Origin of the sequence: Mucilaginibacter rivuli (assembly GCF_019391655.1) — a bacterium.
Taxonomy (GTDB): domain Bacteria; phylum Bacteroidota; class Bacteroidia; order Sphingobacteriales; family Sphingobacteriaceae; genus Mucilaginibacter; species Mucilaginibacter rivuli.
Genome location: NZ_JAHXPQ010000006.1, coordinates 191,080 through 211,358, shown reverse-complemented (window position 1 = coordinate 211,358; position 20,279 = coordinate 191,080). Strand labels below are relative to the sequence as shown.

Sequence of the window (20,279 nt, the reverse complement as noted above, 5' to 3'; positions counted from 1 at the left end):
AACCTGTAAATACAAATTTACAAACTTCTTAGTTAAAAATCAACAAGTTAAGTTAAAATTTTTCGAAAGCCGAGAAGTAGAAGTTGCCTTCTATCTGCGCATTCTCGTCAGAATCTGATCCGTGAACCGCGTTCGCGTCAATTGATTTCGCAAAAAGGTTTCTTATTGTACCCGGTTCAGCTTTTGCAGGGTCAGTAGCGCCAATCAGTTTCCTGAAATCTTCAACCGCATTATCTTTTTCTAAAATAGCCGCAACAATAGGGCCTGATGACATAAACTCAACTAAAGCCTTGTAAAAAGGGCGCTCGCTGTGTACAGCGTAAAACTGGCCTGCTTTTTCGCTGCTTAACCAGGTGTATTTTAAAGCGGTAATTTTAAAACCGCTTTTTGTTATTTTATCTAAAATAGCTCCAATGTGGCCTGCGGCAACAGCATCAGGCTTAATCATTGTAAATGTTTTATTTGTTTCCATTGTTATTTTTTAAAACTGGCGCAAAATTATGCTTTTAATGCCGGATATTAAAGTAAAACCACGTAAATACATGGTTTTGTATTTCATTAATTTATTTAGCTTTGCGTTTCGTTTTTCAAAAGTTAATGTTAGATATAGCCTCGCTTTCAGCGTTATTAGCCAGCCCTAAAAAAATTGTAATTACCACTCACCACAAACCCGATGGCGATGCTATGGGTTCGGCGTTAGGGTTGTACAATTACCTCATACAAAAAGGGCATCACGCAAAGGTGATAACGCCAACTGATTACCCACAAACTTTTAATTGGATGCCGGGCAACGAAGAGGTTATTATTTATACAGAGCAAACCGAAGCCTCCAACCAACTGATAAATGCTGCCGAAATTATTTTTTGTACCGATTTTAATAACCTGAGCCGCATTAACGAAATGGGCGAGGTAGTTAGGCAAACCGGAGCAGTAAAAGTAATGATAGATCATCACCTGGAGCCTGAAGATTTTGATGATTACAGGGTATGGAATATTAACGCCTGTGCTGCCGCTCAGTTAGTTTACGAATTTATTGTGAACGAAATGCAGGAAAAGCAGTTTTTGAGTAAAGATGTAGCCACCTGTTTGTACACAGGAATCATGACGGATTCAGGCTCGTTCCGCCTGCCGTTAACAACATCAACCGTACACCGCATAGTTGCCGATCTGATAGATGCCGGTGCCGAAAACTCGAAAATACACCAACTGGTTTTTGATAGCTCATCCGAAACACGTTTACGCTTTTTAGGGTACTGCCTCAGCAACAAGCTGGAGATGCTGTACGAATACCATACGGCGCTCATTACAGTTACTGCCGAAGAGCTCGAACGCTTTGATATCATCACCGGGGATACGGAAGGTGTAGTTAATTTCGCATTGTCAATTACAGGAATTAAATTAGCGGCCTTTATAGTTGAAAGGCCTGATAAAGTGAAGCTTTCATTACGGTCGCGCGGGGAGTTTCCGGCTAACGAAATATGTAAAAAGTATTTTAATGGCGGTGGGCACCGTAACGCGGCAGGTGGGGCAGTTAGTGATACATTAGAAAACGTAGTAAATCAATTTAAAACCATATTACCAGAATACAAAAAACTATTAATACAGTAAAAATGAAAAAAAAGTTAATGCTTTTAGCAGTAGCAGCCATTACTATTGCAGGCTGCAAAAATTTTAAACAAGGCGACGGCGGAACGTTGTACAGCATTGTTGAAGATAAAACCGGACCGCTTATTAAAGAAGGCGACATCATCAGCTTAAATGGTGTGATCAAAAACGAAGGCGATTCTGTGTTATCAAGCACTTATGATGCCGGTCACCCTGCTTCTTTCGCGGTGCCAAAATTCCAATTCAAAGGCGATTTGATGTGGGCTCTTCAGCAATTAAGCGAGGGTGATAGCGCCGTATTCAAAATAAACGTTGATACCGTTGCTAAAAAATCAGGTCAGCCAAAACCTCCGGGCTTTAAAGGTAAATATTATATTTACAGCCTGCGTATTGTTAAAGTTTTCTCGAAACAGAAAAACGAAGCTGATTCAGTTTTCCAAAAAAGAGTATCTGCATACTTTAAAGACCTGAGCGATAAAGCTAAGAACGAAGAGCCTGCAAATATTAAAAAGTACATTGCCGATAAAAAATTGGCTGTTACTACAACCCCATCAGGTTTAAACTATGTAATTACAACACCAGGCAACGGCCCTAAGCCTGCCGTTGGCGATACTGCTATTGTAAACTATACCGGTACTTTCTTAAACGGTAAAGTATTTGATACCAGCATTGAAGCTGAAGCTAAAAAAGCGAATAAATTTCAACCGGGCCGCCCTTATGCTCCGGCACACATTACTGTAGGTGTACACAGCGTAATACCGGGTTGGGATGAAGGTTTGCAATTAATGCCTAAAGGCTCAAAAGCAACATTTGTTATTCCATCTATATTAGGTTATGGCGAGCAAGGTATGCAAGGTGCTATATCACCATTTACCCCGTTGGTATTCGAAATTGAAATGATCGATGTTAAACACGCTGATCCTAACGCACCTAAACCTGCAGCGGCACAGCAAAGCTTAACACCTGAGCAAATGCAGCAGTTAAAAGCACAGATGCAACAGGCGCAAAAAGCTAAAAAATAAATAGTAAACGCTTTATTATAACGCCTCCCTTTTACAGGGGAGGCGTTTTATTTGATAAATCATGATTAATTACAGATCATTCTTAGTGCTTGTGTTAAGCCTGGTGCTTTTAAACAAAGCCAATGCGCAGGTAACGTTTGAGCATACGCCAAAAGGCGCGTCATATCATATATTTACCGCTAACCCGGGTGATAAGATCAAACTGAGCAATGTTATTACCTTTAATGTTATTCAAAAAACTGAAAAGGATTCCGTACTGTACAGTTCATACCAATCAGGCCGCCCGGTTAAATTACAGGTACAGGCATCGCAAAACATTGCCGATCTGATGGAGATATTCCCGCTGCTGGCATCAAAAGACAGCGCAATTGTAAAAGTTCCTTCCGATTCTGTTTTTGTTGGCCACGAAGAACAGCGCCCACCGTTTTTGCCAAAAGGCAGCAGCATAGTTTTTTTGCTGAAAGTTGAGCGTGTACAAACTATTGATGAAGCTATTGCCGAACGAAACACAGCCATGGAAGCCATGAAATCGGCAGAAGCGCTGGCCCTTACAAAGTATGTTACCGAAAGCAAACAGGCTTATAAAACTACAACATCGGGTTTAAAATATTTTATCACCAAACCCTCAATAAAACGCAAACCGTTAAAAGGCGATACAGCTTATGTTAATTACGTTGGCCACACCCTTAACGGTAAGGTATTCGACTCGAGCATTGAAGCGGTTGCCAAGTCAGCAGGTTTACAACAACCCGGCCGTACTTACGAACCTATTAAGGTTGCAGTAGGCGAGGGCCAGGTAATAAAAGGTTGGGATGAGGCCTTGTTATTGTTAAACGAAGGCTCAAAAGCAAGCCTGGTAATACCATCAGCTTTGGCTTATGGCGAGCGTGGCGCGGGCGAAGATATTCCCGCATTTACGCCACTGGTTTTTGAGCTCGAACTGGTAAAGGTAAAAGCCGTACCACACGTCGTCCCAAAAACAACAGCTAAAAAAACCACCGCTAAAAAAGCAACGGCAAAAACAACCACGGTAAAAACAACCGCGGCGCCAAAGAAAAAATAACAAAACGATGCCTTCTGTACAAACAGGAGGCATTTTTTATTAGTTTTGCGCCATGGTATTTACCGATACGCATACACATCTATACTACGAAACAGATATAAACAAACAAGCCGCATTAATGCAGCGTTGTTTGGATAAAGGTGTTGATCGTTTGTTTTTACCCAATGTGGATGTGGCATCTTTGCAATTGATCTCATCCCTGGTAAGTGCATATCCTCAAAATTGCTTTACTATGCTTGGCCTGCACCCCTGTGATGTTAAGGCCGGTTGGGAAACTGAACTTAGCCAGATCATGCAGGCTTATAGCGGCCATAAAGTATATGCCATTGGCGAGATAGGTATTGATATGTATTGGGATAAAACCCTGCTGGCCGAGCAGCAGCAGGCCTTTAAAAAACAAATAGCCTGGGCAAAGCAGCTTGATCTGCCCATTGTTATTCACTGCCGCGATGCCTTTGATGAGGTTTATGCTATTTTAACTGAAGAAAAAGATGAAAAGCTGCGCGGAATTTTCCATTGTTTTACCGGAACATTAGAACAGGCTCAAAAAGTAATAGCCCTGGGCTTTTATTTGGGTATTGGCGGCGTTGTTACCTATAAAAATTCGGGCTTAGATAAAATTGTTGAGCAAATTGATCTTAAACACATCGTTTTAGAAACAGATTCTCCTTATCTTACACCCGTGCCACACCGCGGTAAGCCTAATGAGAGCTCGTACCTTATTTATATTGCTCAAAAAATTGCTGATGTGCACCAGGTAGACATTGATACTGTTGCAGCGGTTACAACCGAAAATTCGAAACGGATTTTTGGTGCTTAAATGTATTGTTTGATTATTTTTATCCGAAAACTTAAATATATCCATGACTAAGATACTGATCATTTATACCGGCGGAACCATAGGTATGATGACCGATCCGAAAACTAAAGCGCTCAAGCCTATCAACTTTGAGCAGATCATGGATAACGTGCCCGAGTTGGAGCGCCTTAACTGCCAGATCGAGGTTCGGTCTTTCGATCAGATCATCGATTCATCAAACATGAACCCCGAGGTATGGGCTGATCTGGCAGGTATTATTGAAAGCTATTATGATAGGGTAGACGGTTTTGTGGTATTGCACGGTTCAGATACGATGGCATTCACTGCATCAGCCTTGAGCTTTATGTTGGAGAATTTGGCCAAGCCTGTTATCTTCACTGGCTCGCAATTACCTATAAGCGCCATCCGCACCGATGCGAAGGAAAACCTGATGACGGCCATTGAAATCACCTCGTCAATGAAAGATGGCCGTGCCCTGGTACCTGAGGTTGGTATTTACTTTGATTATAAGCTATTCCGCGGTAACCGCGCTTTTAAATATAATTCAGCCAAGTTTGAGGCCTTCCGCTCGCCTAATTACCCTGTTTTGGTCGAGTCGGGTGTGCATCTTAAGTTTAGTGAAAACTACATCAGGAAGCCTGTAGATGCGCCGTTTAAGGTGCATAAAAATCTGGCTAATGATATTGCCGTGTTAAAGCTTTACCCCGGCATAAGCCCAATTGTAGTTAGTGCGATTCTCGAATCGGACATCAGGGCTGTAGTAATGGAAACTTTTGGTGCAGGCAATACCACTACCGATGCCTGGTTTATTGATATGCTGAAAAAGGCGATCGATAACGGTAAGGTAATACTCGATATTTCTCAATGTAAGGTAGGCACTGTTGAGCTTGGCCGTTATGAGACGAGTAAGCAACTCAAGGATATGGGCGTTGCTAATGGTTATGATATGACCTACGAAGCCGCCATCACCAAAACCATGTACCTGTTAGGGCAGGAGCAAGATCCTATTAAAATAGCCCGCCTGTTAGAGCAGGATCTAAGAGGTGAACTAACCTGGTATTGATAAGCCTTTAGTCTGAAGGAAATAGTCCTGACTGGTCAGGCTTTAAACTGACTCAAGTATTCCGACTCAACATTAATACCCCTGATCCGGCTGTGGGAGATTCGGGTTACCGTCCTTGTTTTTATCTTTCTTAAATTCAAGCTTCCCAAACCTGTAGCTGAACGTTATACCAAACGAACGGAAAGGCACCTGTCTTACACTATGTTGGTAGCTATAGTTTGGCTGCGTTTGTAATATGGTCGATGTTTGATCAACATATTCGTTAAAGGGGACTGTAGCGGTGAGGCCCAAACTTGCTTTCTTATTCCAAAATTGTTTTCTCACAGCAAAGTTATAGGCAATAAATGATGAGTTTGTTCCCTGTAAACCCACCCTTGGGGTACTGTAATTAACAAATGCTTCGGCAGCAAGGTTGTTTTTAAATTGGTAACCGGCATTTAAATTTAAACGAGTTTCATAACCCATTACAAAGGCAGGCACATTAGGTAAATTAACCATCACGCGTCTTTGCGATGTGATGATATTGGGCCGTATGGTAAATTTATCGGTCACCTGGATTGATGATGACAGGTTAATGCCAATGGTAACCTCAGATCCTACGTTGGCACGTGTTTGTATATAAACGTTCTTATAGTACTTTCCACCGGTTTCAAGTAATGAATCGACACGGAAGCTGTATTGCTTTACATCAAAGCCATTATGCCTGTAAAAGGTTGTAATGTTAATATTGCTCCCCTGTTCAAATGACCGGTTATAGCCGATCTCAAAATTGTTGCCTATTTCGGGATGCAGGTTGGGGTTGCCATATTGAATATTGTATGGGTCGTTATAATTAATAAAAGGGTTTATATCGCCAAAGTCGGGCCGCTCAATACGTTTGCTATAGCCAAATTTTATGCTCTGCGTTTTATTGATTTTGTGCGAAACAGCTACCGATGGCGACAAAAAATTATAATCCGGAATATTCGTCCCGGGAAAATCAACCGTTGTGGTGGTATACTCATCCCTCAAGCCAAGCTTAACATCCAGAAAGTTGAACAATGGAAATGTAGTTGATACATAATACGCGTATACGTTACGGCCATAAGTAAAGTTGGTTGATTGCAGCGGGTCGAATACAAAGTCTTTAATTGCCGGGTTGAAAGTATTTACGTTTGATATGGAGTTTGTTTGATAGATGTTTAGTTTAGCTCCGGTTTCAAACATTATATCTTCGGTAACAGGGTAGGCGTAATCGACAGATATTTCGCTCTCGTTCTCCCGGCCGGGGTTATCCCCTGTTGAACCCGATGCTGCCGTGGCCTGGTTAATATAATTTACTTTTTGATAGTAGTTGCCATTGTTGCGGTTATAACTAAAATTATATGCTATGGTTAATTCATGCCATTCTTTTTTAAAGCTTTTTTTGTACTCAACACTGGCGTCAAAAGCGTTCTCACCAAAGCGGCTGTTCGAGTTTCTTAACAGTTGTATATCCGAGTAGGGAGTAACACCCTTTAATTGACGGTCTTCCTGGCTGGTTATACCCTCATTATAGTTCGAAAAATTATGATAGCTCAAAGATGCTGTCAGGTTATCAACTTTACTTATCGCCCAATCCAGTTCTAAACCCGCCTGTCCACCCTGTCTTTCAGTATTCCCGTAACCGTTTTGGAATTGGTTTTGCGTAGTGTCCTTATATATATTGGTGCGCTCACGGTTACTTAACGTTTTCGACCGTAGTGTTTGATTGCCGCTAAAATAAGCACCTATACCAAAGTTAACCTTCCGGGCATTAAGGTTTACCGAAGTATTCTCCAAACGTGTTCCGGCCGATAAATTAACTGATCCATTATAACCTTGTACCTTATTATCTTTTAATATAATATTGATGATGCCACCTGTGCCGCTTGCCGGGCTTTTTGCACCTGGGCTTGTAATTACCTCAATACTTTTTATCTGGCTCGATGGGATGGATTGCAGTGCATCCGCAAGGCTGGCCCCAAATATGCTTGATGGTTTTCCATTAATGAGGAACTTTACACTTGGGTTACCCAATAACTCTACATTTCCATCAATATCAACAGTTACCATTGGTACCTTTTTCAAGATATCGGTAGCAAAGCCGCCCTGTGCGGTAAGGTCGTTACCCACATTATAAACAAGTTTATCAATTTTATTCTCAATGGTACTTGCCTGGGCGGTTATATTAACTGTACCCAATTGTTTTTGCATAGATAGTACTGCGATGTTGTTTAGCACAACCGTTGCCTTTGCTGCACTCAGAATAATATGATCAATAACATAATGCTGGTAGCCAATAAAATCAACCGCTACCTGGTACTCGCCATAGGGGAGGTTGGTAACGCTGAAATTGCCTTTAGTATCAGATGTTGAACCATTGATGGGTGTTTTGCTACCTTGTTTATAAACAGCAATGGTAGCGTATTCAATCGGGGCTTTATTTGTTGCATCGGTTATCTTGCCGCTTATTTTACCCTTTGCAGGGATATTGTTTGTTTGAGCTTTAACTAATAAACTAAAAAGGAGTACTGCAACAAGCAGAAATGTATATTTCATTTTTTATAATTAACTGCTGCAAAAATTGTAAGGGAATTTGAATTAAACCTGTATTTCAATATTTATTCCTGTAATAATATTATTACTTTGAAACCAGTTCGTTTTGGAGTAGCTAAAAACAAAAAAATCCCCCGGGAACTCCGGAGGACTTTTTGTTTATGGATATTGTATTTTACAAAAATCTTGCAGCCAGGTTTTTGCCAAAGCGATAGCTTAAAGTAAGTTCTTGTGTGGTATTATTAACACCTCCAACAGGGTATTTACCAACACTAAACTGGTAGCTATAACCAAACTGGATGTTCTTAGCAACATTAACTGTAAGTATACCTGCCACAGCGTTATCATTACGGTAATTAAAACCTACACCAACATCTTCTTTTACATATAGCGTTGCCGAGAAGTTGTATTCAAGTGGCAAAGCATTACCCTGGTAGGCTAATAGTACTGATGGTTTAATTTTAAAATCGGTACCCAGGTCTTTAACATAAGCGCCGGTTAAATAGTAGGCATTTGGCGAGGTATTGGTACCGCTGTTTAATGATAAGCGGGGTAGTGATAAACCAACATAATAGTTGCTGCCATATAACATTACGCCAAAGCCAAGGTTGGTTATGGTTTCGTTCACATCGCTGTTTTGAAATTTAGGGTCAGATGGGTCAAGGCTTGAATAAGTGATCTTATGGTTTCTAAAACCGGCGTTAATTGATGCTGATAAAAAATTACCGCCCGATAACTGTACCTTCTTAGCAAAAAAAGCATTGATCTCCGTTAAGTTTTCAGGTCCTATTTTATCCTGTAAAAGTACCAGGCCTACGTTGCCGCCAACACCTGCAAGTGGCACACTTCCGTTTAACAGAAATGATGATGGTGCGCCATCAATACCTACCCATTGCCTGCGGCCTATCAGGTTTACGCTGCCGGCATTATCTGTAGTTGAATAGGCATTGTTAACCGGGGTTAAATTATTCATGTATTGTGTAAAGGTAAAGGGCTGTTGGGCCAATGCCTTGTTGCTCCATAGTTGAGTGGTTAAGCCAACCAGTAATGCTATGTATAAATGTTTTTTCATCTTAATGCTTATTTGAATTTTAATTGCTTCGGTTATTTATAACCCATGTGGTTTTTGTACCACATGGGTTCATTAAAAATTGATTAATATTTTAACACAAAATAACCGGTTACATGATTCCTCTGATTTCCGACATTGTAATCAACGATGAAGAAATATGTACCTCCCGGAAGTTTGTTTCCGTTTTTGGCTTTTCCGGTAAATACATTGGTTTTGTTATCATAGTTATCAGTTTCAAAAACATTACCACCATTACGGTCGATAATTTTAACATGGTTCACAGGGTAGTCGGTTATACCTTCAATGTATAAGAAATCGTTAATGTTATCACCATCAGGAGATACCGCCTGGTGAACAAGCAGATCTGCACCGGCAGGGTCAATAACTTTTACATACACATTTACAGTATCCGCGGCAGCGTAATTTGCATCGCCGGCCTGGGTGAATGATACCTTGGTGGTACCAACATGCAATGGTAATAAGGTATTGTTAACCACACTTAGGAATGACGCGTCAACCACGCTTGCCTTAACAGCCAGGCCTGATGATGACGAAGCCGTTGGTGTATAGGCGTTAGTGCTGCCTCTGATAAGGAAAGGTATAGTGGCAACAGTTATGGTTTGTTTGCCTTTTGCAACAATTAACGTTTTAGTTAATACAATAGGCAAGTTGTTAGGCAATGTTAAAGAGTTAACATAGTTACCCGATGACGTGTTTAAGGTAGCTCTAATTGTTGCTGTACCTGCACCAACAATATGAATCAAACCGTTTGCAGTAACTGTAGCCACCGATGGGTTTAAACTGGTGTATACTATCGGATCGCCTGTGCTACGCGCTAACGGATCAAAGTCAGCATCGCCAACAGCCTTGTTTATCGGTGCTTGTTGTGCTACCGGTAATTGGTCATTACCTACCCAGGTTAATGTTTGTACCGGTGCAACTACTGTTAATGTAGCTGTACCATAAGTAAATGTGTACAGAGTTGATGCCGCACCTGCAGCAAATAAAGTATAGGTACCCACAGGTAAGGTTGAGTAGTTGCCATTAAAGGCCCGGCCTACAATATATACGGTAGGTTGGGTTGTAAACTTGGTACTGTCATCTAACGGTGCATTGCCCGATGCGCTCTTGAAGCCGAAGTAGTTTACAGGCAATACCGGTACGCCGGTAGTACCATATGCTATGGTTACATTTTTAGGTGTAATGGTCATAGGCGCTTGTGTTACAGTTAGCGTTGCAGTTGCGTTAGTTGCAGCAGCAGTATTACCATCGCCTGCTTGCGATGCAGTAATAACACTGGTACCAGGCCCAACTATGTGTACCAATGAGTTAGGTATACCATTGGATGTTACGGTTGTAGCAACTGTGGTTGTTGCACTACTGTAAGTAACCGGATAGCCTGATCCGAATGTTGAGAAAGCCGGTGCAAAGTCAGGATCGCCATAAGCTTTTATCATCACATTAGGGAATATTAAAGCTTGAGTAACAGTTAACGTTTGTAAAGCCGTTTGAACCGGAACATTCGACTCGCCAACCTGTGTTGCTGTAATAATAGCAGTATTGTTGGTTAAGTTAGATGTAGGAATATTAAAGTGTAACTTGTTGTTCACTATGCTTACCAAAGCCGGGTTACTGCTGGTATAAGTAATAGGTGTTGTAAGCAGGGTACTTGTAGCTGCCGGGTCCTGATCTGTTAACGTAAAGGCTATTGTACGGGTTGCAGCAAATGTTAGTGTTGGGGCAGTAACGGTTAATACCTGCGCTGCATTTAGCGGAGCGGTTGAGTTACCTACTGCAGCTTGTGATGCGGTTATAGTAGTTTGTCCAACACCTGTAAAGTGAATGTTGCCATTAACAATAGTAGCCACGCTCGGGTTACTGCTGGTGTAGGTAATAGGGGCAGTAGCTAACGTACTTGTAGCACCTGGTGCCACATCTGTAGTTGAATAAGCTTTTGAAGCTGTGGCCGCAAACGTAATTGCCGGGGCAACAACTGTTATGGTTTGACTAACATCCGGAACAATAACGTTACCCATAGAAGCGGTAATGGTAGTTGTACCCAAGCCAACGAAATGGATATTTCCGTTAACGATGGTGGCTACCGTCGGATCACTGCTGGTATAAGTTATTGGTTGCACTATGTTATTAGAATTGATAATAATATATGAACTTGTTGCACCTGGGTTAAGGTCGGTAGTGTTGAACCTTTGAACACCAAGTGGAGGGAAGCTGATACCGGCAGGTACAACTGTTAATACAGTTGATACGTCTGCAGGTAATAAGCCCGGAACGCCATTGATGCCGCCACCCTGGCTTGCGGTAATTACCGCAGTGTTAGGGTTTGGATAAGTTACCACACCATTAACTATACTTGGCGGAGTTAAGTGGATAAGGCCATTTACTATAGTGGCAACCGCAGGGTTACTGCTGGTAAAGGTTAATGCCGTACCCAGCGTTGATGATGCAACAGGTGTAATATCACCATTGTTACTGTATTGACGGGTACCTAAAGCTGTGAAGCTGATAGTTGGTGTATTGGCTACCGGTACCTGTGTTACGGTTAATGTACTTAGCGTAGGTAATGGCTGATAATTTGTATTTGTTACCTGATTACCGGTTATAACAGCTGTGCCTGCACCCACAACATGCAATAAACCACCCACAACAGTTGCTACTGTTGGGTCGCTGCTGGTATAGGTTACAGGGAATGTTGATGTTGAGATGGTACTGGTATAAGCCAATTGAACATCAACCGCGTTTATAAGTGTTGTACCAATTGCAGGTGCAACCGTTAACACTGCAGGTGTAACAGTTAATGTAGAAGTGGCAACAGCCGGAGCACCGGCACCCGGTACCGCCGCTTGTGTTGCGGTGATAACACAGTTGCCAATACCTACATAACGCAATTGGTTGTTCACAATAGTGGCAACGGTAGGGTCGCTACTGGTAAAGGTTATTGGTGCGCTTTGATTAACCGTACCGGTAACAGTGTTCAGCAATGGCAGATCGGTAGAGGTAAATGCTTTCGATCCCAAAGCTGTCATGGTAAGCGTTGGTGCGGTAACCGCCAATTGTAATGATACATCCGCAGGGGCTAAGTAGCCTGCTGCAAGTGCTGTTGTTTGTTGTGATGCGGTAATGGTTGTTGAGCCTAAGCCAACAAAGTGAATATTACCGTTCACTATAGTAGCAACGTTAGGGTCGCTGCTGGTATAAGTAATAGCAACGTTTGATAGTGTACTTGTTGCACCAGGTAAACGATCGAGTGTTGCAAATGGTAAAGTTGCAGGTAATTGTGTTGTTGTAAATGTAATTACCGGTGCGGTTACAGTTAAGGTTAACTGTACATCGGCAGGTAGTGTTGCCGTTGCCGGAGCTAATGCAGATGTAGCCGCGGTACCCTGTTGTGTAGCCCTGATAACAGTGCTGCCAATACCACCAACAAAATGGATATTGCCATTAACAATTGTGGCAATGGTTGGATCGCTGCTGGTATAAGTAATTGGCACAGTGGTAACAGTACTTGTAGCCCCCGGTGCTAAATCTACACTTTGTATTGCCTTGGTTGCAGGTAATTGAGTAGTAGTAAAGGTTATTACCGGTGCGGTAACCGTTAATACCTGGGTTTGATCCGGAGGTAATGTAGCTGTACCTGAAACACCACCACCTTGTGATGCGGTAATTGTTGATGTACCTAAACCTACATAATGTATGTTACCGCCAACAATTGTAGCAACAGCTGTATTACTACTGGTGTAAGTAATTGGTGTTGTGGTAACAGTGCTTGTTGCGCCTGGTGCAAAATCAGCAGATGATAATGGTTTTGAACCTAATGCTGCAAAAGTGATGGCAGGTCCGCCGGTTACAGTTAATACTTGAGATACATCGGCAGGTATTGTAGCTGTACCCGTAGTACCGCCACCTTGCGATGCGGTAATAATGCTTGTACCTGCTTTAAGCATGCGTATTTGCCCTGCTGATGTTATTACGGCAACTGTTGGTGTTGCGCTGGTATAAGTAATAGGCAAAGTTACACTGCTGGTAGCACCTGGTGCAATATCAATATTGCTGTATGCAACCGAACCTAAGGCAGGGAATGTAATAGTCGGGGCGGTTACCGTTAATACCTGCGATACATCTGCCGGAAGGCTGTTTGTACCCGTTGCCCCGCCACCTTGCGATGCTTTAATGGTAGTTGTACCTGCAGCAACAAAATGAATAAAGTTGTCAAATCCGTTAACACCTATCGAGAAGCCGGTACCTGTACCGCCTAGCGCACTGCTTGCCACGGTTAAAACATCGCCTGCATTGTAGGCTCCGCCTGTTCCGTTACTGGTAACTCTTACTGATGCGACTGAGCCGTTAGCAACAACTATAGTTGCAGCTCCGTTAAGCCCACTGCCGCCTAATAAGGTAACATTATTATAGGTGCCATTGGTATAACCCGAGCCGATATTAAAGGTTGAGTTTAAAGTAAGTGTACTTACAATTGTGGCAACAGCTGTATTGCTGCTGGTATAAACTATTGGAGTAGTAGTAACAGGGCTGCTTGCGCCAGGAAGTATATCTACATTTGAGTATGCTTTAGTTCCTAATGCAGGGAAGTTAATTGCAGGGGTAGTTAGTGTTAATGATGCTGTAACGTCAGCAGGGAGAGTAGCAGTAGCTGCTGCCACAGTACCAACTGCGCTACCTTGCTGTGTAGCTTCAATAGTTGTTGTGCCCGCACCAACCGGGTGTATTACCGGGCCAGCGGTAGCGGTAAAGCTAAAGCCTGTACCAACACCGCCTAAACTTGCAGGTGTTGCCGATATGACATCGCCGCTTACATAGCCTGTACCACCGGTAACCAATGTTAATGATGATACGCCACCGCCAATAATAACGATGTTTGCTTTTGCGCCGGTACCTGTACCGCCGGTTAAGCTCACATTATTGTAAGTACCCGAAATATAGTTTACACCAGGCGTAATTGTACCCGTAGAAAAAATACTACCAGGGATAATTGTGGCTACAGCTGTATTGCTGCTGGTGTAAGCTATGGCAGGGCTTGCAATAGTGCTGGTAGCACCAGGGGCAAAATCACTGCTTAAGGTTGTTTTAGTTCCGAATAATCCCGTAAAGGTAATTACCGGAGATGCAACGGTTAATGCACTTACCGCATCGGCAGGTAATGAGCTGGTAGATGTAACCGTTATAGAAAACCCAGTGCCTGTATTGCCTATATTAGCGGCAGCAGTAGTTAAAATATCATTAACTGTGTAACCATTTCCACCGGATGTGATAGCTACCGATGCGATTTTACCACCACTTACTATAATAGTTGCTACTGCCCCGGTTCCTGTTCCGGCTGTTAAAGGTACTCCTGTGTAGGTGCCATTTGTATAATTAGTGCCCGCTGCGGTATTAAACCCAGCCACACTTCCATTAGTACCTGTAGCGCCGCCACCTTGCGATGCGGTAATATTTGTAGTGCCTGCCGCAATGTAGTGTATATTTCCATTCACTATTGTTGCTACTGCAGGGTTGCTGCTGGTATAAGTTATAGCAGCGTTACCATAAGTACTTATAGCATTAGGTGTAAAATCAACATTGGTTAATATTTTTGTTCCTAAGGCAGGGAAACTAATGGTATTTGGCAATATGGTTAAAGTTTGTGAAACATCGGCAGCAATTGGGCCAATAGCCGTAACTGTTATGTTAAAGCCCGCACCTGTACCACCAATGCTTGTAGCAGCGCAGGTAAGCACATCTGTTGCTTTGTAACCTGTACCGGCATTTGTTAATGACACAGTGTTGATCTTACCACCTGATACTAATATGTTAGCAGTAGCTCCTGTTCCCGAGCCGCCTGATAGCGCAACGGATGTATATAAACCATTGGTGTAGCCTGTGCCGTTAGCTAAAATAAAGCTAATGATGCCACTGCTTAAGCCCGTAGCACCACCGCCCTGGGTAGCTTTTATAGTTGTAGTGCCTGAGCCTGTAACGGTTACAGCACCTCCAACAACACTTGGCGAAATTGCGAAGCCTAAGCCTGTATTTCCAAGGAAGCTATTTGAAACACTTAGGTTATCACCAACTACATAGCCTGTACCGCCGCTTGTAATAACAGCACCTGTAACAGCATTACCAATTACAGTTAATGTTGCTAATGCACCGGTTCCGCTGCCCCCTGTTAACGGAACTAAAGGATAAACCCCGTTTTGATAGCCCGAACCATTAAATGAAATATTTGAAAGTTGTAATATGCTGTTTGTTAAAACAGTTGCTACTGCAGCAGTACTGCTTGTGTAGCTTATAGGTGTATTAAGTGTACTTGTTGCACCTGCGGCAAAATCTGCGACAGGTAATTTTTGTGAACCCAACGCAGGGAAAGTTAGCGTTGGTGCAACTACAGTTAATGATTGTGTTACATCAGCAGGTAAGCTAACAGTACCTGTAGCGCCGCCACCTTGCGACGCGGTAATGTTTGTTGTACCCACGCCTACGTAATGAAGATATGAGCCAATACCTGAAACGGTTACACCAAAACCTGTACCTGTTCCACCTATGCTGGTATTAGGACAGGTTAAAACATCACCCACGCTATAACCTGAGCCCGCGCTGTTTAAGTTAACAGACTGAACGCCATATACAAACGTTACTGATGTTACCCCAGCCGTTGTTTGGGTGCGTGAGCTAATAGGGCCAACTATAATGGTACCCGTAGCGCCTGTGCCGGTACCACCGGTAAGCGGTACGTTAGTATAAGTTCCCGGGGTATAATCAGAGCCCCGGGTAAATGTACCTGCCGAAGCGCCTGCATTATTTATGGTAGCAACAGCAGTGTTGCTGCTGGTATAGTTAATAACAGTATTGGTTAATGAACTTGTAGCACCCGGGTTAACATCTGTAGTTGAGAATGTTCTTGATCCAAGCGCGTTGAAAGTAATGGTAGGTGAGATAACTGTTAACGTTTGTGGTACAGGGGCCGGTAAAGCATAACCCGTTAAGTTAACACCCGCCGGTGGTACCACCGAAGCTGTGATAACAGTTGTATTATTACCGGGAGCCGTACCTACAAAATGTATAAAACCATTAACAATTGTAGCAACAGCAGTGTTGCTGCTGGTGTAAGTTATTGGCAAGCCCGCGCTAATACCGCTAACAATAACAGAGAATCCGTTTCCGGTTCCGCCTATTAAAGTATTAGAGGCTGTTAAAACATTGTTAACTGTGTAACCTATACCAGGATTAACCAATACTACTGAAGTAACAATTGTTCCAACAACGGTAATATTTGCTGTGGCACCTGTACCTGTTCCACCGGTTAATGGCACCGAAAAATAAGTACCCGGTGTATACCCGGAGCCTGCTACTAAAGTAGTAGAAGTGATGCTGTTAGTACTTACGTAAGTTGTTGTGGCACCGGGGTTAATATCTGTGCTGGTAAATTGCTTTGTGCCTAACGGCGGGAAAGTAATAACAGGGCCTGTAACAGTTAATACCTGCGATACATCAGGCGCTAAAGTAAGCGTGCCATTTACACCACCACCTTGCGAGGCTGTAATTGTTGTGGTGTTATTTGGTGCAGCCGGTACGTTTTTATTATAACGTACAACACTGTTAAAGCCGGTAACTAAAAACGAGAAGTTGTTACCACCACCTATTGAGCCGGGTACAGCCAATGTTAAAATATCGCCGTTATTATAAACTGTAGTTGTGTTAATAGTTACAGATGTTACAATGCCGCCCGCCACTACCAAAGTAGAAGCTACAGCACCGGTACCTGAGCCACCAACTAATGCGATGTTATTATACGTGCCATTGGTATAACCCGTACCACCGGTTAATGTACCGGTTACATTGTTAACCACTGTAGCAACAGCAGGGTTACTGCTGGTATAGTAAATAAATGCTGCTGTATTGGTACTTGTAGCACCAGGAGCAAAATCCGAAGCAACATATGCTTTTGTTCCGATTGTAGGGAAGGTGATTGTAGCAGGGGTAACTGTCAATACGTTTTGTACATCAGCCGCCAGGCCAGGTGCTCCGCCCGTACCACCACCTTGCGATGCGGTAATAATGGTAAAGTTGTTAGGAGGGGCAACTGCACCGGTGAGGGTTAAAACACCTGCCGATGTTATAGTAGCAACAGCCGGGTTACTGCTTGTAAAAGTAACAGCAGGGGAGGCAACAGTAGAAGTTGCTGTAAGCGTTGTAGTACCATTTGCATATGGCCTTGGCGCCAAGGCTGCAAAAGTAATTACAGGGTTAGTAGGTGCATTTACCGCAAACACAGCGGTTACATCTGCTGCCGGAGGGTATCCCGCGGCAATTGCCGCGGCAGACTGTGATGCACGTAATGTTACGTTGCCTGTACCTCCAAGTAAGTGCACATTACCATTTATTATTGTGGCTAAACCCGCAGGGGTAGCAGCATCAATGGTAACAGTTACGGGCACAGTTGGAATTGTTGCTGTAGTTGCAACAGCAAAATCAGACGCATTGGTCAGTTTAGTACCTGGATTTGTTATAGCAATGGTAGGTGCAGTAAGCGTTAATGTTTGTGATACCGGTGCCGGGATAGCTCCTGCTATGTAGGCACTGCCGCCCTGGCTTGCGGTAACTATTACTGTGTTGTTTGGCGCCACAGGCACTGCCGCGATTGGTAAAAGGCGCAGGTTGCCGTTAACTATGGTAGCAAGTGCTGTATTACCACCTGTTATAGCAAATGTAATTGGCGTTGCCGATGTACTGGTAGTAGTTGCTACTAATGGGATATCAATAGTAGTGTATGCTTTTGAACCTAATGCAGTAAAAGTGAGTACCGGGCTTGTTGGTGCTGTAGCTACAGTTGCGGCAAGTGTGGTATTATTGGTTACCGCTGTTGATGCAGTTCCGCCGGTACCTACAGGATAGGTGTATGAAGCGCCTATGGTAACCGTACCCGCTGTAATAGGGCCAGATACCAGGTGTATTTTATTATTAACAATAGTAGCCAATGCAGGGTTGCTGCTGGTATAGGTAATGGTTGATGCCCATCCGCCTTGTGTGGCAGCGGGGTCAAAATCTAACGTAGTGCCAAAGACTTTACCACCTAAAGCAGTACTAAATGTTGGTGCGGCAGGTGCGGTTATAACAAAATTAGCGCTGGCCGGCGCGGCATCAGTAAATTTACCACTGCCTGGTTGCGTTGCTATAATAGTAACTGTACCTGTACCCGTCATGTGCAGGCGGTTGTTTACAATAGTAGCCACATTAGGGTTGGCTGGCGTTATTGTATATATAATAGGGAACTGAGCCGTATTGGTATTGGTACTGGTACCACCCAAAACCAGGTCGGCAGATTGCAATGCTGTACCGGCTGATCCTGTCCAGGTAATAACCGGTGCAGCACCCAAGGTAAGCGTTACTGTTGCCGTTTTTGTAGTTGTAGTGTAAGCAACACCCGGATAAACCGATCCTTGTTGAGCCGCAGTAATAGTAACTGTACCTAAACCAACGCAATGCAGTTTACCAGCAACAATGGTTGCTATTGTTGCATCGCTGGTGGTGTAGGTAATAGGCCATGTTCCAACAGCTGCGTTACTTGTAGCAGCAAGTGTAATATCTGTTGGTGTAAAAGCAACATTGCCTAAGTTGGCAAAAGTGATGGTTGGGTTTACGGTAAGCGGCAGGCTAACGCTGGTAGCGGGCAGCCAGTTTACATTATCGCCTGGTTGTGTGGCGGTAATAACGGCACTGCCTATACCTATATAGTGTATTTTACCGGCAACTATGGTAGCTACCGCTGTATTACTACTGGTATAAGTTATGGGCAAGGCCGAACTTGCTGTTGCCGTTAAAGTAATATCGGCAAAGCCTGCGGTTTGCGCGGCAGTAAACGCAGGGAAGGTAATGGTTTGCGCAACGGGTGCGCCGTATACCTTCCCGGTAACTAATTTGTAGGCTTTGGCATTCACCGCATTGGTTTGCGATAAGGCCATAACAATCATGAAAATGAAGAAGTAGAGTTTTTTCATCTTTTGGGTCTCATTTAGTTTAATTGGTGGTAGTAATAGTAATCTCAATACGCGGTGTAAAGCCGCTTTTTTATTTTTATTAATAGTTTAATCTGCGCCTGGTTATGTTGCAATTGTAAAATGCGTAATCTTCCCAGTTAATTAACCATTTCTTAATAAGAAATGATAATTAAATGTTAAGCGTACACTTTTTGTGCTTTTTTGTTCCTGCTATTTATAGAAGGTTAATAATTGTAGCTACGAACTTATAATAAAAACTTTGATGTGCCATCCTGTAGTGTCATGCTTTTTGTATAGCTAATTGCCGTTAAATGCTTGAAAACAAACAATAATTGGGGTTTTATTAATATATCATTAAACATACCCTGCTCTTTTTTAAATGTTAATAGCATACCACTTAAAAAATTATATTTCTCCTATATTTTCGCTTTGAGCAACATTTGTGCATTTTTCATTTTTTAATGTGATAGTTTGCAGCGGTTTAATTTGGATGTACTATGGTGCACCTCAATATCCATATAACCAATAAAAATATTGTACATGAACGATCTGAAAGCGGCTTTATACCAACATTGTTTTACTTACCTGCAAAGCCGGATAGATTCGATAAGCTATACCATTCAGGATGCGCAGGAAGCGGCGAACGGCGAAACCAAAAGCAGCGCGGGCGATAAATATGAAACAGGCCGGGCCATGGCCCAGCAGGAAACCGACCGCAATACAGGTTTGCTGAACGAGGCTAATAAGCAAATGGCCACACTTAACCGCATCCCGGCATCAGGTACTTCGGCTGTTGCCGGGCTGGGCAGTATTGTTATTACCGGCAATGGTTTATTTTACCTTGCTGTTAGTGCGGGTTCGGTTGTAATTAATAATGAAACCTATTTTGTTGTATCGTCCGCATCGCCGATAGGTGTAAAACTTACCGGCAGTAAAGCCGGTGACAGGTTTGTTTTGAACGGGAAACAGTATGATATAAAACAAGTGCTATAATATTCCCCAGATATATACTATTATTACATTACCAAAGCCTGAATTTATAATGAGAACTTTATCAACCCTACTGTTATG

10 protein-coding genes are annotated in these 20,279 nt (G+C 42.9%); 6 read left to right on the top strand and 4 right to left on the bottom strand.

Annotation, left to right across the window (positions count from 1 at the left end; translation table 11 throughout):
- Nucleotides 1–52: 52 nt before the first annotated feature.
- Entirely contained in the window at nucleotides 53–472 is a 420-nt protein-coding gene (locus KXQ82_RS15200) for a nucleoside-diphosphate kinase (RefSeq protein WP_219489293.1), read from the bottom strand.
- Nucleotides 473–597: 125 nt separating this feature from the next.
- On the opposite strand from KXQ82_RS15200, the gene KXQ82_RS15195 reads away from it, so the two are divergent.
- The 5 genes from KXQ82_RS15195 (at nucleotide 598) to KXQ82_RS15175 (ending at nucleotide 5,573) form a co-directional block, all read left to right on the top strand.
- Nucleotides 598–1,608 carry a DHH family phosphoesterase gene (locus tag KXQ82_RS15195; RefSeq protein ID WP_219489292.1) on the top strand — a complete coding sequence of 337 codons (1,011 nt, stop codon included), beginning with the start codon at nucleotides 598–600 and terminating at the stop codon, nucleotides 1,606–1,608.
- Nucleotides 1,609–1,610: 2 nt separating this feature from the next.
- Nucleotides 1,611–2,627 carry an FKBP-type peptidyl-prolyl cis-trans isomerase gene (locus tag KXQ82_RS15190; protein ID WP_219489291.1) on the top strand — a complete coding sequence of 339 codons (1,017 nt, stop codon included), beginning with the start codon at nucleotides 1,611–1,613 and terminating at the stop codon, nucleotides 2,625–2,627.
- A gap of 61 nt (nucleotides 2,628–2,688) precedes the next feature.
- On the top strand, nucleotides 2,689–3,690 hold the full coding sequence (locus KXQ82_RS15185; RefSeq protein WP_255563676.1) for an FKBP-type peptidyl-prolyl cis-trans isomerase: 1,002 nt from the start codon (nucleotides 2,689–2,691) through the stop codon (nucleotides 3,688–3,690).
- Between the two features lie 52 nt (nucleotides 3,691–3,742).
- The gene (locus KXQ82_RS15180; RefSeq protein WP_219489290.1) at nucleotides 3,743–4,510 is read left to right on the top strand and encodes a TatD family hydrolase; all 768 of its coding nucleotides are present in this window, start codon (nucleotides 3,743–3,745) and stop codon (nucleotides 4,508–4,510) included.
- Between the two features lie 43 nt (nucleotides 4,511–4,553).
- Entirely contained in the window at nucleotides 4,554–5,573 is a 1,020-nt protein-coding gene (locus KXQ82_RS15175) for an asparaginase (protein ID WP_219489289.1), read from the top strand.
- 72 nt (nucleotides 5,574–5,645) lie between these two features.
- Here KXQ82_RS15175 and KXQ82_RS15170 read toward each other — a convergent pair whose 3' ends face one another.
- The 3 genes from KXQ82_RS15170 to KXQ82_RS15160 all read right to left on the bottom strand — a co-directional run bounded on the left by KXQ82_RS15170 (nucleotide 5,646) and on the right by KXQ82_RS15160 (nucleotide 19,208).
- Nucleotides 5,646–8,132 carry a TonB-dependent receptor gene (locus KXQ82_RS15170; RefSeq protein WP_219489288.1) on the bottom strand — a complete coding sequence of 829 codons (2,487 nt, stop codon included), beginning with the start codon at nucleotides 8,130–8,132 and terminating at the stop codon, nucleotides 5,646–5,648.
- Nucleotides 8,133–8,304: 172 nt separating this feature from the next.
- Nucleotides 8,305–9,201, bottom strand: a complete 897-nt coding sequence (locus KXQ82_RS15165; RefSeq protein WP_219489287.1) for a PorP/SprF family type IX secretion system membrane protein — start codon at nucleotides 9,199–9,201, stop codon at nucleotides 8,305–8,307.
- A gap of 83 nt (nucleotides 9,202–9,284) precedes the next feature.
- Nucleotides 9,285–19,208 carry a beta strand repeat-containing protein gene (locus KXQ82_RS15160; RefSeq protein ID WP_219489286.1) on the bottom strand — a complete coding sequence of 3,308 codons (9,924 nt, stop codon included), beginning with the start codon at nucleotides 19,206–19,208 and terminating at the stop codon, nucleotides 9,285–9,287.
- 540 nt (nucleotides 19,209–19,748) lie between these two features.
- Here KXQ82_RS15160 and KXQ82_RS15155 point away from each other — a divergent pair.
- The gene (locus KXQ82_RS15155) at nucleotides 19,749–20,201 is read left to right on the top strand and encodes a 3-oxoacyl-ACP synthase (RefSeq protein WP_219489285.1); all 453 of its coding nucleotides are present in this window, start codon (nucleotides 19,749–19,751) and stop codon (nucleotides 20,199–20,201) included.
- Nucleotides 20,202–20,279: the final 78 nt, after the last annotated feature.